This window comes from Actinoplanes sp. CA-252034, from assembly GCF_050956125.1.
GTDB lineage: Bacteria > Actinomycetota > Actinomycetes > Mycobacteriales > Micromonosporaceae > Actinoplanes.
Genome location: NZ_CP191846.1, coordinates 4,187,509 through 4,201,107 on the forward strand (window position 1 = coordinate 4,187,509; position 13,599 = coordinate 4,201,107).

The following is a 13,599-nucleotide window of genomic DNA, read 5'->3' on the forward strand; positions in this document are numbered from 1 at the left end:
TGCGCACGGCTTCTGAGATGGACCCGTGCCGCAGCCGCTCGGCGGGGTGTGGGGCGAGTCCTCGCCCCGGCACCCCGCTCGTGGATCAGCTGCGGCCGAGCATCTCGGCGGTCAGGACATTGCCGCCCAGCCCCCAGCCGCCTTCGGCGACCTCGTCGACCAGGACGAGGGTGGTGGCTCGGGCGCGTTCGCCGTACACGTCGGCGTAGGCGTCGGTGACGGCGTCGATGAGCTTCTTCTTCGACTCCGGGGTCAGGGTGTCGGCGGGGACTTTCAGATTGGCGAACGGCATGACGGGTGTTCCTCTCGGATGGGGTGGTGCTGTCTCGTCGGCGACCGACTGTGCGTCGGCATCCGGAGGGATCAGGTCGGCAAGGCGCTGGTTGATGTCGGTGCGCAACCGGCCGTAGTGGTGGTCGTAGGCGGCCTCTCGTTCCCGGTCGTCGGGGCGACCGGCGTGGAGGAAGTGGTTGGTGCCGGAGGTGAAGGCGCCCGGATCGCTGTTCTCGCAATACCGGCAGGGCGGTACGGTTGACCCGCTGGGCACCGACGGATTCCGGCGACGACCGTGTGGCCGCCGCGGGCCGGCGCGTGCGCGGTCAACCGGCCGAAGCCGCTGGATGCGCCGGTGAGCAGGATGACGGCCATCAGATGATCCCGCCGTTGGCCCGCACGACCTGGCCGTTGACCCAGCGCCCGCCCGGCCCGGTCAGGAACGCGACGACCTCGGCGATGTCGGCCGGGGTGCCGAGCCGTTCCAGCGGGGGCTGCTTGGCCAGGTGCTCGATGGTGGCCTGGTCCTTGCCGTCGAGGAACAGGTCGGTGGCGGTGGGGCCGGGAGCAACCGCGTTGACGGTGACGTCGCGACCGCGCATCTCGCGCGCCAGGATGAGGGTCATGGCCTCGACGGCGCCCTTGCTGGCAGCGTAGGCACCGTAGCCGGGGAACTGCAGGCCGACGATCGAGGTGGACAGCATCACGATCGCGCCGCCCGGACGGATCCGGCGTGCTGCCTCGCGGGCCATGACGAACGTGCCGCGGATGTTGGTGCGGTGCAGCGCGTCGAGGTCGGCGAGGGCCAGGTCGGCGATCGGGGACAGCGACAGGCGGCCGGCGGAGTTGACGACGACGTCGACCCCGCCGAAGGACCGCTGGGCGGTGTCGAACATCCCGGCGACCGCATCCTCGTCGGCGATGTCGGCTTGAACGGCCACGGCCTGCCCGCCGGCGGCGGTGATCTCCTCCACGACCTGCTCCGCCGCGGCGTGGTCGCCGGCGTAGCCGACGACGACGGCCTGCCCGGAGGCCGCCAGGGTGGTGGCGATGGCGCGACCGATGCCTCGTGAAGCGCCGGTGACGATGGCGACTCGTTGGTTGGACAAGAGTCTCGCCTCCAAGATCATTAGTGGCGATAGCCATCTGGCTTATCGCTGATACGGCAACCGTAACAGACATCCCCGATCACCGCTAGCGCCGTGCCGTAGCATTGATTCATGAGCGATGCCTCCCACCGTCAGCGCGGCTCCAGCGGCCCTGCCAATGACGCCACCGTCCGGGCGGCGCTGATCGCGGCCGCCGAGCGGCAGCTGGCCGCGTCGGCGGACGGTGACATCGCCACCCGGGCGGTCGCCGACGAGGCGGGAGTGACCCAGCCGGTGCTCTATCGGCTCTTCGGTGACAAGCGGGGCCTGCTGGACGCCGTCGCCGACACCGGTCTCGAGCGCTACGCACTGCGAAAGACCGAGCTCGAGGTCACCGACGATCCCGTCGCCGACCTGTACGCCGGCTGGGACGACCACATGGCATTCGCCGCCGACAACCCGGCGCTCTACCAGCTGATGTTCACGCCCCGCCCACAGTCGGCCGCGACGACCTACCAGCGCATCCTGCAACTTCTCGAAGCCACACTTCTGCGCTGCGCCGCCGTCGGCGCTCTGACGACGACGCCGCGACTCGCCGCCCAGTTGATCCTGCCCGCCAACATCGGCGTCGCCCTCGGCCGCATCGCCCAGCCCCGGCTGTTCGACGACCCCACGCTGTCGCACCGGGCCCGCGACTCCGTCTTCTCCGCCGTCCTCACCCACCCGGCAGCGCCGAGCGGTCCGGACCCCGTCCGTGCCGCCGCCCGCCGGCTGCGCGCCCAGCTCTCCCTCACCGGCACCGACCGGTTGGAACCGGTCGAGGCCGCGCTGCTGGACCGCTGGCTCGACCGCCTCGACCAGCCGGACCCGGCGGTGACCACAGCCGTGGACCCGACCACTCCCCGGGCCGTCGACGCGCTGTCCCCGCTGCCGGACCGGGGCTGACCGTGCCGACCGGGGTGGCCGAGGGCGCGGGCGCCGATCCGGTCAGCCGATGATCTCCAGGTTGCGCAGCGCGACCCGGTAGGGCGCGGGGCCGCCGGCCGGGTCGCCGTGACCGCCGATCCACACCGTCCCGCCGCCCGGGGGCACGCCCTTCTCCAGGTCGACGACGGCGATCTCGTCGGCGTCCCGGTAGAACGCGGCGGTACGCCCGCGGACATCGACGGTGACTCGGTGTGTCTCGTGCAGCCGGATCCGCTCGGGCAGCAGGTAGATGCCGAGCTGCTCGACGCTGTCGCCCTCGTACCAGTTGACGATGTAGGCGTGGGCGCACACGTTCACGCCGTACGAGCCCGGCTCGGCGCTGAGGAACTTGATCGACGCGCAGCCCCCGGCGGTACGCAGCTCCGCGTCCACGGAGATCCGGTGGTCGCCGGTGTGGTCGCGCCCGGTGGACCCGCACTCGTAGACGCCGTCCCGGTCGACCGTGACCGTCAGCTCGCCGTCGTACCGGCATGAGCTGCTGCCGTCGCTGTTGGCCCGGATCACCTCGGGCCCGGTCAGCGGGTCGGCGACGTCGGCGTCCGGCGCGAAGCGGAACGAGGCCCGCGGCGACGGCGACGTGGACGGCGACGAGGACGACGACGGCGACGAGGACGACGACGGCGACGAGGGCGGCAGGGATGCCGGGGTGTCGTGGCGGGGCCGCAGCGCCAGCCCGAGCGCGGCCATCGCGACCACCGCGGTGAGTCCGGCGGCGAGTGCCCACCGGCGGCGTCGCGGGCGCGCAGGCCGGCGCCCGGTGAACGTGGTCTGTGCCTCCTGGGCCGCCTCGCGCAGCGCCGGCTGGGCCACCATGGCCGACTCGGCGCCGACTCCGGCGCTCAGCAGCAGGTCGAGCAGCTGCCGTGCGTCGGGCCGGTCGGCGGCGCGTTTCTGCAGCGCCGCCTCCACCAGATCACGCAACGGCCCGTCCAGGCCGGTGAGGTCGGGTGGCTCGGTCATGATCCGGGTCGCCGTCTCCAGGGGCGTCGCGCCGCCGAACGGGCTGCGGCCGGTGCCGGCGTAGGCGACGACGGCACCCCAGGCGAAGATGTCCGCGGCCACCGTCAGCGGCTCGCCGGGGACGCTCTGGAAGCGTTCCGGCGCCATGTACGCCACGGTGCCGACCATCTGATCGGCGAGGGTGTGCTGGGTGGAGGCGTCCATCGCCCGGGCGATGCCGAAGTCGATGACCTTGGGGGTGCCGGGCGGCAGCAGCACGTTCGCCGGTTTGAGGTCGCGGTGGATCACCCCGGCGGCGTGGATGGCGGTCAGCGCGGTGGCCACGCCGATGGCGACGCCGTGCAGGTTGGCGTGGGTGAGTGGTCCGCGGTCACGGACCACGTCGGCCAGGCTGGGGCCGTCCACGTACTCGATGACCAGGTAGGGCGGCTGGTGGTCGGGGTCGGCGTCGAGGACCTCGGCGGTGCAGAACGGCGGCACCTGCCGGGCCCGTTGCACCTCGGTGCGGAACCGGCGGCGGAACGCCTCGTCGGACGCCAGAGCCGGGCGCACCACCTTGACCGCGACCAGCCGGCCGTGGACGTCCTCGGCGAGGTAGACCGTGCCCATGCCGCCGGCGCCCAGCCTCCGCAGCACGCGGTAGTCGCCGATTCGATGCGGGTCCGGGTTGATGGTCACCGCATGGAGCTAACCCGTTCGGGCGGGCGTTGACAAAACGAGAGGTCCGGGGGCGCCGGCAGCCACCGGGCGGTGACTGCCGGCGGGTGTCACCGGGTGGCGTCGTGCTGGTCCAGCCATTTCAGGATCGCCCGGGTGGTCTCCTCCGGCAGCTCCTGCTGGATCCAGTGGCCGCAGTCCAGGTCGATCACTTCCACGCCGGGCACGAACTCCGCCAGGCGTGCCGATTTCTGGACCGCGTCCCGGTCGCCGTGGATCATGAGCGCGGGCTTGCGGATGATCGGGTCCGCGTCGGCCAGCAGGTGCCAGTTGCGGTCGAGGTTGCGATACCAGTTGATGCTGCCGGTGAATCCCGTCTGCTCGAAGGCGGAGACGAGCACGGCCAGTTCGCTGTCGCTCATCACGGGCTCGCCGAGAGGTGTGTCCGCCCGGGCGAGATCGATGAGCGCCATGCCGGGCCGGGGCTCCGCGGGTGGCTCGTTCTTCCGGTAGAGGTTGCGGAGGAACGGGAGGGTGTTCTCGTCGAACACGGCGTCCGCGACGCCCGGCTGCCGGTTGAAGTGGACGAAGTAGTAGTCACCGCCGAGCACCTGCTCCATGACCTCGATCCAGGGCGTCTCGCCGCGCTCGATGTAGGGCAGGCTCAGGTTGATCACCCCGTTCACCCGGTCGGGGTGCAGCAGCGCGAGCCCCCAGACGACCATCGCGCCCCAGTCGTGTCCGACGAAGGTGGCGTCCTCGTATCCGTAGTGGTCGAGCAGCGCGACGAGGTCACCCGTCAGGTGCTCGATGTCGTACTCCGTCACCTCGGCCGGGCGGGACGAGTTTCCGTAACCCCGCTGGTTCGGGACGATGACGTGGTAACCGGCTGCGGCGAGGGCGGGCATCTGATGGCGCCACGAGAAGGCGTGCTCCGGCCAGCCGTGACACAGCACGATGGGCTTTCCCCCGTTCGGCCGGCCGGCCTCGAAGACTTCGAGTTGCACACCGTTGACCGGGATGAGGGTGGGCTCGGGGAAATCGGCTGGATCGAACATCGTTCCTCTTCATCTCTTCGGTGGATCGCTCGGCGTTGTGCCGTGCGGCCATCCTGCCGACCGAAACCGGTCATCCCGTGACCTGTTTTCCGGGAAGAGTTGCCGGAGTGCGAGCCGACCGCCTGATGGCCATCCTCCTGTTGCTGCAGAAGCGTGAGCGGGTGACGGCAGCCGAGGTCGCGCGGGAACTGGAGATCTCCGAGCGCACCGCCCGCCGCGACCTCGACGCGCTCGCCATGGCGGGTGTGCCCGTCTACTCCCTGCAGGGCCGGGGCGGTGGCTGGCGTCTGATCGGCGGCGCCCGTACCGACCTGTCCGGCCTGACCGCCCCGGAGGCCCGCGCCCTGTTCCTGGTGGCCGGACCGGCCTCGGCGGCGACGCCGGCCGTGAAGGCGGCCCTGCGCAAGCTCGTCCAGGCCCTGCCGGAGCCCTTCCGGGCGCAGGCCGAGGCGGCCGCGTCGTCGCTGGTCACGGACCCGCGAGGATGGGGAGCGAGCCGGGTCGAGCAACGCCCGCCCCGCTTCCTCGACGCACTCCAGGACGCGGTGATCCGTGGCGTGCAGGTGCGGCTCGGCTATGTCGACAGCCGTGGCGCCGAGACCGAGAGGACGGTCCACCCGCTGGGCATCGTCGCCAAAGGCCTGGCGTGGTATCTCGTCTCCGGCACCGAGGCCGGCCGGCGTACCTTCCGGATCGACCGCGTGTCGTCCGCCGACCCGACCGGCGATCCCGTCCACCGGCCGGCCGACTTCGACCTCGCCCGGAGCTGGCGGGAGATCGCCGACGAGGTCGACCGCAGACGAACACCCCTCGAGGTTCAGGCGGTGTGTGCGCCCGACTGGATCGGCAACCTCCGGATGGCGTTCGGCGGCCGCCTCGAGGTGGGCGGCCCCACGGCCGACGGCCGTATCGAGGTCGTCATCCGCGGCCGGGACGAGTACATCGTCGCCGGTGAGATCGCCGGCCTGATCGCATGGCTGGAGGTGACCGGCCCGCCGGGCGTGCGTGACCACCTGGCCGCGATCGGCGGCGCGCTCGTCCAGCGGTACGCATCGGTGTTCGAGTGCGATCGGAATTGAACAGTGCCGATCGACCGGTGGACGTGCCGGGCCGGGCTGCCGATATTGCGGTGATGGACCTGCGGAGCAAACGGACTGTGCGAAGAATCCTCATGGCGGCGATCGGTGTCGTCGCGTTCGTCCTCGGTGGCCTGGCCGTTCCCCGGCCGGCGGCGGCCGCCACGACGCTGATCTACGCCACCTTCAAGGGCGACGGCGCCGCCGATCAGGAGCTGTGGATCTATCAGTCGACCAACGGCGGCACCAGCTACAGCGTCCTGTACGACACCAACTTCCGGGGCCCGACCGGGGTGCTGCGCGATCCGAGCATCATCAAACGGGGGAGCACCTACTTCATCGCCTACACCTGGCAGTCCTGGACGACGAACTCGACGTACTTCGCCGTCGCCCGCAGCGCCGACCTGCTGAACTGGACGAACATCGCGACCGTCCCGTCCGGGATCAGCAGCACGAAGTTCACCTGGGCGCCGGAGTTCTACATCGAGGGCTCCACCGTCAACATCATCGCCAACGTCGCACAGACCACCTGCTCCAACTGCTTCCGGCCGTACGTCTACACCGCCCAGAACAGCGACCTCACCTCGTGGAGCGCGCCGCAGCAGATGTGGGGCCTGGGCTTCAACCACATCGACGCCTACGTGGTGAAGTCGGGCGGCACGTGGCACTCGTTCGTCAAGAACGAGACCACCAAGTACATCGAGCACTGGACCAGCACCGATCGGCTCACCGGCGGCTGGATCAACCGGGGCAACCTGTGGAGCTCCGGTTACGAGGGCCCGTCGCTGGTGCGCCTGGACAACGGCCAGTACCGCATCTACGTCGACAAGTACACCAACGGCGGCCTCTGGACCGCGACCAGCTCGGACCTCAACACCTGGACCGGTCTGAGCGCGGTCGGCTGCTCCGGTTGCCGCCACGGCACGGCTATCGCGCGATGAGAAGGCCATTCATGCGGGGGTACGGCAGACCCGGCGCCCACGTCGACCAGGCGCCGGTGTCGATCAGTTCCCGGGTGGCGCGATCGACCAGCCCGTACGCCGCCTGAGCGATCGCCGTGCCGACGCTGACCCGCCGCACGCCCGCCTCGGCCAGCTCCCGGACGCTCGGGCCGCCGGGCCCGGTCATCGCGTTGACCGGCACGCTGATCGAGGCGGCGAGTGTGGCCAGGGCCCGGAGGTCGAGCAGCCCGGGCACGAACAGGCCGTCCGCGCCCGCCTCGATGTAGGCGCGGGCGCGTTCCGCGACGTCGACAGCGCTCTTCCCGGCGTCGAGCAGGAACACGTCGGTGCGGGCGTTGAGGACGAACGCGGGCACCCCGGCCTGCTCGGCGGCGGCCCGGCCGGCGCGGATCCGGGCGGCCTGGTGCTCGGGGGACAGCAGGCCGCGGCCGGGCCGGGAGTCCTCCAGGTTGATGCCGACCGCGCCGGCGTCGATGGCTGCCCGGACGGTTGCCGCCACGTCGGCCGGATCCGGCCCGTAGCCGCCTTCCATGTCGGCGGTGACCGGCACGTCGACCGCCTCCACGATCCGGCGCACGGCGTCCGCCATCTGCTCGCGGGTGAGTCCTTCACCGTCGCTGCGGCCCTGTGACCAGGAGATTCCGCCGCTCGTGGTGGCGATGGCGGGCGCACCGGCATGGGCCATGACGGCGGCGCCGGCCGCATCCCACGCGTTCGGCAGGACCAGTGGCCGGTCGTGGCCGAGTGCGCGGAACCGGAGCGCCTCGGTGTTGAGAGCGGTGTTCGACATGCCGGGTTCTCCTCTGTTCGGCCGGATGCCGGACGAGTGTCGCGTGGTGACGGGCGCCGGGTCTGGCGTGAATCGGACGTGACCACTCCCCGTCGGCCGTGGGAGTCGGCCTCTCGCATCGGGGCGCGGAAGACCCGAGGTGCCGTTGACCTACCTTCATTGACATCGAAGTTTCTCAATGCATAGGCTCGTAGTGTCCTTGTGTCATGAAACGATTCATCCCCCTCGTCTCATGACCTGCCGACCACACCGCATCCCCTGACCACCGCGGCCCGCCGGCAGACGTGCATCCCCACACGGAGGAACCATGCGCATGCTCCGGAGACTCATCGTCACCGCTCTGGCCGTACCCCTGATCCTGACCGCGCCCACCGCCGCACCCGGACTGCCCGGATGCGCCGAGCGACCCGCCGCCGCCGCGGCAGCCGCCGCGACCACCACCGTCTGGCTGGCCGGCGACTCCACCATGGCCAACCCCTCGGCCACCTGCCCGGTCGGCTGGGGCTCCCAGTTCGACGCGCTGTTCAACAGCGACGTCGTCGTCAACAACCTGGCCCTCGGCGGCCGCAGCATCCAGACCTGGCTCTACGAGGGCAACGTCACCTCCACCATCGGCTCCAACGGCGAATGCGTCCTCAACGCGACCACCGCCTCGGCACGCTGGCAGCGGGTGCTCGACGGGATGAAGGCCGGTGACTACCTGTTCATCCAGTTCGGCATCAACGACGGCTCGGCCACCTGCCCCCGGCACGTCGGCACCGCCCGCTACCAGCAGCTGATGACCATGATGGCGCAGACCGCGAAAGCCCGCGGCGCCCATCCGGTGCTGCTCACCGCGGTCGCGGCGATCACCTGCTCGGGCGGCACCGCCGTCAAGAACCGCGGCTACGTCACCCAGACCACCGCGGCCGGCGCCGCCACCGGATCACCGGTCATCGACCTGCAGACACTCAGCGTCAATCACTACAACGCGGTCAGGCTGTGCCCCAACAACGGCGACTACACGTCCGGGCTCGTCGGGCAATACTTCTGCAACGACCACACCCACTTCGAGACGTACGGCGCCCAGCGCATCGCCGGTCTCGTGGCCGGCGCCCTGCGCACCCAGAACATCCCCCTCGCCGGATACCTGCTGTGACGGCGCGCCGCCCGGCCGCGCTGAAACCACAGGTGATCACCGGCACCGGCGCCCGGACGCTGCTCGGCGACGTCAGCGAGGATCCGAACCCCACGTCGTAGTGTTCGGTGGCGGTGCCTCGTCCCGTACCCGGCAAGAATGGCGCTCACCGCACTTCATGGTCGGTGGGCGCCTTTCGCTTGTCGTGGGCGCGGTGGCTAAAGGTCACCGGCCGCCCCATTTCCGGATGTCAGCATGCCTATGGCTATCGCAGGCCGATTCTGCACATGAAATCAGATCTTCTAGTCAGAAGAATCTATCGGCGCAGGTAGAAAGCTGCCAGATATCTGCCAGACCCCCGTGTGACCGTGTCCGGCAAATAAGCCGACGATCGGGGGAAATCATGAAAATCAAAAGAACGGCCGCCGTTCTTGCAGCGACCGCCATGGCGGGATTCGGATCGATCTTCGTCGCGTCTGGTCCTGCCTACGCGGCCCCGACCTGTTCCACCACCAAGCTGTCCGAGACCTGGCTGGGAACCGGCGGCGGCTGGAGCTTCAGCTGCTACAACAGCACCAGCGGCGGCGTGTGGGTCTCCATCGCCTGTGCGAGCAGCGTGAGCACCAGCAACCGCACGTCCCGGCGTGAACACCGGCCGGTCGGCTACCCGTGGTCGTGGGGCACCTCGATTCGTTGCAGCAACCTGGAGTACGCCGCGAGTCCTCGCTGGGGAGCCCTCTGATCGACCGTCGGCCGGACGTGTCCGGATGGCGCCGTCCCCGATTCGAGGAGGATCCGCGCGGATCACGGTGACCGGCTGCGCCGGCCGGGCCCGGCACCCGATGGGCAATCACACGGCGGCGACCGCGTCGATCTCCACCAGGAAGTCGGGCCCAGGCCTGCGGCGATGTGGACCATGATGGCGGGCGGCGGATCGGCGGGGTCCCACACCTGCCGGAACGCCGCCACGCCCTCGTCGACCTGGGTGCCCTGTTCCGGTTCGATGCGGGCGCACCCTGCCTCGACTTCGTCGACTTCGGCGGTGCGGGCCGCTACGCCGTCTTCGCGACCCTCCACCAACCGGCCGACCTAACCGCCTGGTTCGCCGAGCCACCGATCGCCATCACCCTGACCGAGCCTGCGACCGCCTGCGACCTGACCGCGGCCCGGGCGCTGGCCAGGCCGTCTGGGAGATCGCACACGCCGGCGCGGACCTTCGGCCGCTCCCGGCCGCGGCGATCACGACCATCAACCGGACGGCCGTGAGCGAACTGTCGACCGGCCCACTCACCACCCGGATCCGCCAGTGCTCGGGCGACGACTGCCCGCCGGTCTTCATCGACGCGTCCCGCCCGGGCGCACGCCGCTGATGCGCAATGGAGCGCTATGGAGCGCTGCGGCAACCGCCATAAGCCGCGCACCCCAACGCCCTCACCGCACCGCGCACCCCAACGCCCTCACCGCACCGCGTCGCGCCTGCCGCGCCCGCCGCCCTCACCCCGCCGCAGTCACCGCAGTCACCGCGCCCGCCGGGTGGCGTCCGGGCTTCAGCCCTTCGCCTCGGCGAGGGTGTGCGCGACGAGCGCGTTGGCGTGCCCGTGGCCCAGTCCGTGCTCGGCCTTGAGCCACGAGACCAGTTCCCCGTGGCGGGTCAGCGGTGACGAGCGGATGAGCTGCTTCCAGTGGGCGATCGACTGCCCGTACTTCTTCTCGATCGAGGGAAAATAGCTGGCGGGGCCCTTCACCGGTTCTGTCATGCAGGGTGGACCGGCGCCGTGGCCGAAACTCATCGGTGCCCGGAGGATCAGTTGGTGGCGTGTGATCCGTGGTCGCTGACCTGGGCGTCGAACCAATGGTGCAGAGCCTCCCGCAGCGCGGTGTCGCCGGTCGTGTAGGTGACCCGGCCGCCGTCGGTGGTCGGCGCGTAGTCGATCGTGATGCGCCCGTCGTGGTCGCGGAGCTGCTGCAGGCCGGGCATCCGGGAGCCGTGGATGGCGGCCGGGTCGGTGAAGTCGCCGCGGCGGAAACGCTCGGCCTCGGCGGCCAGGTGAGCGCGGATGAGGGTGACCTGGGTGGCGTCGTGCGGGTCGTCGGCGACCACGGTCTGCACGCCGCCGGTGTCGTTCCTGGTGAACCGGTGGGTGGTGCGCTCGAGATCGAAGGGCATGACCGAGGCGCCTCGCGCGGCGATCTCGGCCTGCCGGCTCGCGGTGGCGGCCGGGGCGACCGGGGCGACGTCCTCGGCGCAGCCGACGAGCAGCAGACCGGCGGTGGCGGCGAGCGCCAGGATCCGGCGGATGTCAGGGCGGGTCAACGGCGGCCTCCGCGAGAATCTGCAGCGCGGCCACGACGGTGTCGCGCTGGGTGGCGGGAATGCGGTCGAGGACGGCGGCCAGTCGGGCCCGGCGGGCGTTGGCCTGCCGGGCCGCGGCGGTGGCGCCGTCCTCGGTGAGCAGCAGCAGGACACCGCGACCGTCCTCGCCGGCGGTCTCGCGCCGGATCCAGCCGCGAGCGGCCAGGTTGGTGACCAGCCGGCTGACGGTGCTCTTCTCCAGCCGCAGCCGGCGGGCCAGGTCGACCTGTCGGAGGCTGCCGTCACGGGCGATCTCCACCATGGCGTGCGCCTCGGAGACCGGCAGCGGCTGTCCGCACGGGGTGCGGTCGGGCTGATGGAGGCCGAACTCGCGGACGAACCGCATCAGTGCTTCCTGAGCGGCGTCCACCTCATCGGGCTGCATGGTTCGACCGTACAACCAAATGGTTCGACGATGCAACCAACCGCCGTCAGCTCGCCGTCAGCGGAGGATCCGGCTGCGGACCATCAGCGGGCTCGATTCGAGGACCTCCAGCCGTACCGGATCACCGCCCGGATTGTCGAAGAGCCTCACCCCGTCACCCAGCAGCACCGGGGTGAGGTAGACGAGGATCTCGTCCAGCGCGCCGATGGCGATGCACTGGCGGGCGACGTCCGCGCCGAGCACACTGACCAGCCTGTCCCCGGCCGCCTCCCGCGCCAGCGCGATCGCCTTGCCGAGATCGTCGACGAACGTCACGCCCGGCGGGGCGGTCGGCGGCACATGGTGGGTGAGCACGATGGTCGGCCCGGTGTACTGCCCGTCGTAGCCGCCCTCCTGTTCGGTCCCGGCGTTCGGGTCGTCGCCGCGATACGTCCGGGCGCCGCTGAGCACTGCGCCGACCTGCGCCACCAGCGGATTGGTCTCGTCGAGTGCGGTTCCGGTGTCCAGCCACGACATGTCACCGCCGCGGCCGGCGATGAACCCGTCGAGCGACATGGCGCACTGATACTGCAACGTCGTCATGCCTGCGACCCTACGGCCGGCAGCAGGCGCAGGCGGTCGTGGCTGTCGGTGCCGGGCGTGGCGGTGTAGACGCCGGCCGTATGAGCCATGCCTCCCGTCACAGGGCCGGCGGCCACGGTGTCAGCCGGTGAAGAGGGCGGCGAGCGCGTGCGGGGCGCCGGCGCCGAAGATCAGTTCGATGGTCTCGGCGGCGGCACGGGCCTCGGCCTCGCTGCGGGCGAACATCGTCTGCTCGTACGCCGCGAGGGCTTTTTCGGGGTTGCCGGGGTTTGTGGCGAGGGCCTGGCCGAGTTCCGCGCCGTCGAGCATCGCGATGTTCGCGCCCTCGCCGCCGGGCAGCGTCACGTGGGCGGCGTCGCCGAGCAGGGTCACGCCGGGAGTGCGGTTCCATCGGTGGTCGTCGGGCAGCCGGTGGATGCTGCGCAGGACCGGGTCGGTGTCGCTGTCGGCGATCAGGGAGACGAGCTCGGGGGCCCAGCCGTCGAACTCGGCGGCGATCCGTTTCCTCGTGGTGACGGCGTCGGTGAAGTCGATGCCGGTGAACCAGGGGAGTGGCCGGTCGAGGACGACGTAGGTGTGGATGACGCCGCCCGGCTCCCGGTGGGCGAGGAAGCCCTGGCCGGGGACGAGTGCGTACATGGCACCCCGGCCGACGGCCCGCGCGGCGTCCGGGTGTCGGGTGTCGACGTCGTGCAGGTGGGTGTCGATGTAGCTCATGCCCGCGTACGTCGGGGTGTGGTCCGACAGCAGCGGCCGGACTCGTGACCAGGCTCCGTCGGCGCCGACCAGCAGGTCGGAGACGACCGTCGAGCCGTCGTCGAAGCCGAGCCGGTGACGGCCCCCGCCGAGTGGGGTGGCGGAGAGCAGCCGGCGGCCCCACTGGACGGCGCCGTCGGGCAGCGAGTCGAGCAGGATGCGCCGGATGTCGCCGCGCAGGGCTTCCGGGCGGGTCAGGGAGCCGTCGTCGGGTAGCTCGGCGAGGACCGTGGCGTGCCGGTCGAGGACGCGTTGGGCACCGCCGCCCCGATGGATGATCCGGCGGTACTCGCTGGTGAGTCCGGCGATCTCCAGGGCGAGCTGGCCGTTGTGCTCGTGCAGGTCGAGTTGGCCGCCCTGCGTGCGGGCGGTGGCGGAGGAGTCGGCTTCGTAGACGGTGACCGGTGTGCCGTACCGATGAAGGACCCGCGCGAGGGTCAGGCCGCCGAGGCCTGCGCCGATGACGGTGACGGGTGTGGTCATGGGTCGATCCTTCGTCAGAAGTTTGGACCGCTGGTCCATTGCCCTCAACATTGGACCACCGGTCCAACTGTG

Annotated in this window: 17 protein-coding genes; 7 read left to right on the forward strand and 10 right to left on the reverse strand. The window is 70.9% G+C overall.

The genetic code is table 11. The annotated features are described in order from the left end of the window. Window positions 1–85 precede the first annotated feature (85 nt). Window positions 86–547 carry a 4-oxalocrotonate tautomerase family protein gene (locus ACQPZW_RS18845; protein ID WP_433796204.1) on the reverse strand — a complete coding sequence of 154 codons (462 nt, stop codon included), beginning with the start codon at window positions 545–547 and terminating at the stop codon, window positions 86–88. A gap of 100 nt (window positions 548–647) precedes the next feature. Continuing rightward, a complete protein-coding gene (locus ACQPZW_RS18850) occupies window positions 648–1,382 on the reverse strand; it encodes an SDR family oxidoreductase (RefSeq protein ID WP_433796205.1) in 735 nt (244 codons plus the stop codon). A 111-nt stretch (window positions 1,383–1,493) separates the two neighbouring features. Between ACQPZW_RS18850 and ACQPZW_RS18855 the strand changes: the two genes are divergently transcribed. Beyond that, window positions 1,494–2,306, forward strand: coding sequence for a TetR/AcrR family transcriptional regulator (locus ACQPZW_RS18855; protein WP_433796206.1), 813 nt, complete (start codon window positions 1,494–1,496; stop codon window positions 2,304–2,306). Window positions 2,307–2,348: 42 nt separating this feature from the next. Here ACQPZW_RS18855 and ACQPZW_RS18860 read toward each other — a convergent pair whose 3' ends face one another. Beyond that, window positions 2,349–3,986 (reverse strand): serine/threonine-protein kinase, encoded by a 1,638-nt coding sequence (locus tag ACQPZW_RS18860; RefSeq protein ID WP_433796207.1) that lies wholly within the window; start codon window positions 3,984–3,986, stop codon window positions 2,349–2,351. A gap of 89 nt (window positions 3,987–4,075) precedes the next feature. Further along, entirely contained in the window at window positions 4,076–5,023 is a 948-nt protein-coding gene (locus tag ACQPZW_RS18865) for an alpha/beta fold hydrolase (RefSeq protein WP_433796208.1), read from the reverse strand. Window positions 5,024–5,130: 107 nt separating this feature from the next. Here ACQPZW_RS18865 and ACQPZW_RS18870 point away from each other — a divergent pair, with 107 nt between their 5' ends. Both ACQPZW_RS18870 and ACQPZW_RS18875 read left to right on the forward strand, forming a co-directional pair. Further along, window positions 5,131–6,102, forward strand: coding sequence for a helix-turn-helix transcriptional regulator (locus tag ACQPZW_RS18870; RefSeq protein WP_433796209.1), 972 nt, complete (start codon window positions 5,131–5,133; stop codon window positions 6,100–6,102). A gap of 92 nt (window positions 6,103–6,194) precedes the next feature. Beyond that, window positions 6,195–7,040: a family 43 glycosylhydrolase gene (locus ACQPZW_RS18875; protein ID WP_433796210.1), complete on the forward strand. Its 846-nt coding sequence runs from the start codon at window positions 6,195–6,197 to the stop codon at window positions 7,038–7,040. Here ACQPZW_RS18875 and ACQPZW_RS18880 read toward each other — a convergent pair. Next, window positions 7,027–7,851, reverse strand: a complete 825-nt coding sequence (locus ACQPZW_RS18880) for an isocitrate lyase/PEP mutase family protein (RefSeq protein WP_433796211.1) — start codon at window positions 7,849–7,851, stop codon at window positions 7,027–7,029. The two genes, ACQPZW_RS18875 and ACQPZW_RS18880, sit on opposite strands and share 14 nt — an antisense overlap. Window positions 7,852–8,158: 307 nt before the next feature. Between ACQPZW_RS18880 and ACQPZW_RS18885 the strand changes: the two genes are divergently transcribed. From ACQPZW_RS18885 to ACQPZW_RS18900, 4 genes are all read left to right on the forward strand, one after another. Further along, window positions 8,159–8,989 carry a GDSL-type esterase/lipase family protein gene (locus ACQPZW_RS18885; protein ID WP_433796212.1) on the forward strand — a complete coding sequence of 277 codons (831 nt, stop codon included), beginning with the start codon at window positions 8,159–8,161 and terminating at the stop codon, window positions 8,987–8,989. A 424-nt stretch (window positions 8,990–9,413) separates the two neighbouring features. Further along, window positions 9,414–9,710 carry a hypothetical protein gene (locus tag ACQPZW_RS18890; RefSeq protein ID WP_433796213.1) on the forward strand — a complete coding sequence of 99 codons (297 nt, stop codon included), beginning with the start codon at window positions 9,414–9,416 and terminating at the stop codon, window positions 9,708–9,710. Window positions 9,711–9,877: 167 nt separating this feature from the next. After that, a complete protein-coding gene (locus ACQPZW_RS18895) occupies window positions 9,878–10,234 on the forward strand; it encodes a hypothetical protein (protein WP_433796214.1) in 357 nt (118 codons plus the stop codon). Further along, complete coding sequence (locus ACQPZW_RS18900; RefSeq protein WP_433796215.1) at window positions 10,231–10,338, forward strand: CGNR zinc finger domain-containing protein; 108 nt, start codon at window positions 10,231–10,233, stop codon at window positions 10,336–10,338. Before ACQPZW_RS18895 ends, ACQPZW_RS18900 begins: the two co-directional genes overlap by 4 nt. Before the next feature lie 177 nt (window positions 10,339–10,515). On the opposite strand, the gene ACQPZW_RS18905 is transcribed toward ACQPZW_RS18900, so the two are convergent. The 5 genes from ACQPZW_RS18905 to ACQPZW_RS18925 form a co-directional block, all read right to left on the reverse strand. Next, entirely contained in the window at window positions 10,516–10,725 is a 210-nt protein-coding gene (locus ACQPZW_RS18905; RefSeq protein ID WP_433796216.1) for a DUF4287 domain-containing protein, read from the reverse strand. Window positions 10,726–10,772: 47 nt separating this feature from the next. Then, on the reverse strand, window positions 10,773–11,282 hold the full coding sequence (locus tag ACQPZW_RS18910) for a hypothetical protein (RefSeq protein WP_433796217.1): 510 nt from the start codon (window positions 11,280–11,282) through the stop codon (window positions 10,773–10,775). Beyond that, window positions 11,269–11,706, reverse strand: coding sequence for a MarR family winged helix-turn-helix transcriptional regulator (locus ACQPZW_RS18915; RefSeq protein ID WP_433796218.1), 438 nt, complete (start codon window positions 11,704–11,706; stop codon window positions 11,269–11,271). Before ACQPZW_RS18915 ends, ACQPZW_RS18910 begins: the two co-directional genes overlap by 14 nt. 57 nt (window positions 11,707–11,763) lie before the next feature. Next, window positions 11,764–12,288, reverse strand: a complete 525-nt coding sequence (locus ACQPZW_RS18920; protein WP_433796219.1) for a dihydrofolate reductase family protein — start codon at window positions 12,286–12,288, stop codon at window positions 11,764–11,766. A 120-nt stretch (window positions 12,289–12,408) separates the two neighbouring features. Then, window positions 12,409–13,527 (reverse strand): FAD-dependent oxidoreductase, encoded by a 1,119-nt coding sequence (locus tag ACQPZW_RS18925; RefSeq protein WP_433796220.1) that lies wholly within the window; start codon window positions 13,525–13,527, stop codon window positions 12,409–12,411. Window positions 13,528–13,599 lie beyond the last annotated feature (72 nt).

What these genes read in the sequence shown, in the direction of transcription:
- ACQPZW_RS18855 (WP_433796206.1), top strand. Translation starts at nt 1,494, where the DNA reads ATGAGCGATGCCTCCCACCGTCAGCGCGGCTCCAGCGGCCCTGCCAAT.
- ACQPZW_RS18865 (WP_433796208.1), bottom strand. Translation starts at nt 5,023, where the DNA reads ATGTTCGATCCAGCCGATTTCCCCGAGCCCACCCTCATCCCGGTCAAC.
- ACQPZW_RS18875 (WP_433796210.1), top strand. Translation starts at nt 6,195, where the DNA reads ATGGCGGCGATCGGTGTCGTCGCGTTCGTCCTCGGTGGCCTGGCCGTT.
- ACQPZW_RS18880 (WP_433796211.1), bottom strand. Translation starts at nt 7,851, where the DNA reads ATGTCGAACACCGCTCTCAACACCGAGGCGCTCCGGTTCCGCGCACTC.
- ACQPZW_RS18885 (WP_433796212.1), top strand. Translation starts at nt 8,159, where the DNA reads ATGCGCATGCTCCGGAGACTCATCGTCACCGCTCTGGCCGTACCCCTG.
- ACQPZW_RS18890 (WP_433796213.1), top strand. Translation starts at nt 9,414, where the DNA reads ATGGCGGGATTCGGATCGATCTTCGTCGCGTCTGGTCCTGCCTACGCG.
- ACQPZW_RS18905 (WP_433796216.1), bottom strand. Translation starts at nt 10,725, where the DNA reads ATGACAGAACCGGTGAAGGGCCCCGCCAGCTATTTTCCCTCGATCGAG.
- ACQPZW_RS18915 (WP_433796218.1), bottom strand. Translation starts at nt 11,706, where the DNA reads ATGCAGCCCGATGAGGTGGACGCCGCTCAGGAAGCACTGATGCGGTTC.
- ACQPZW_RS18920 (WP_433796219.1), bottom strand. Translation starts at nt 12,288, where the DNA reads ATGACGACGTTGCAGTATCAGTGCGCCATGTCGCTCGACGGGTTCATC.
- ACQPZW_RS18925 (WP_433796220.1), bottom strand. Translation starts at nt 13,527, where the DNA reads ATGACCACACCCGTCACCGTCATCGGCGCAGGCCTCGGCGGCCTGACC.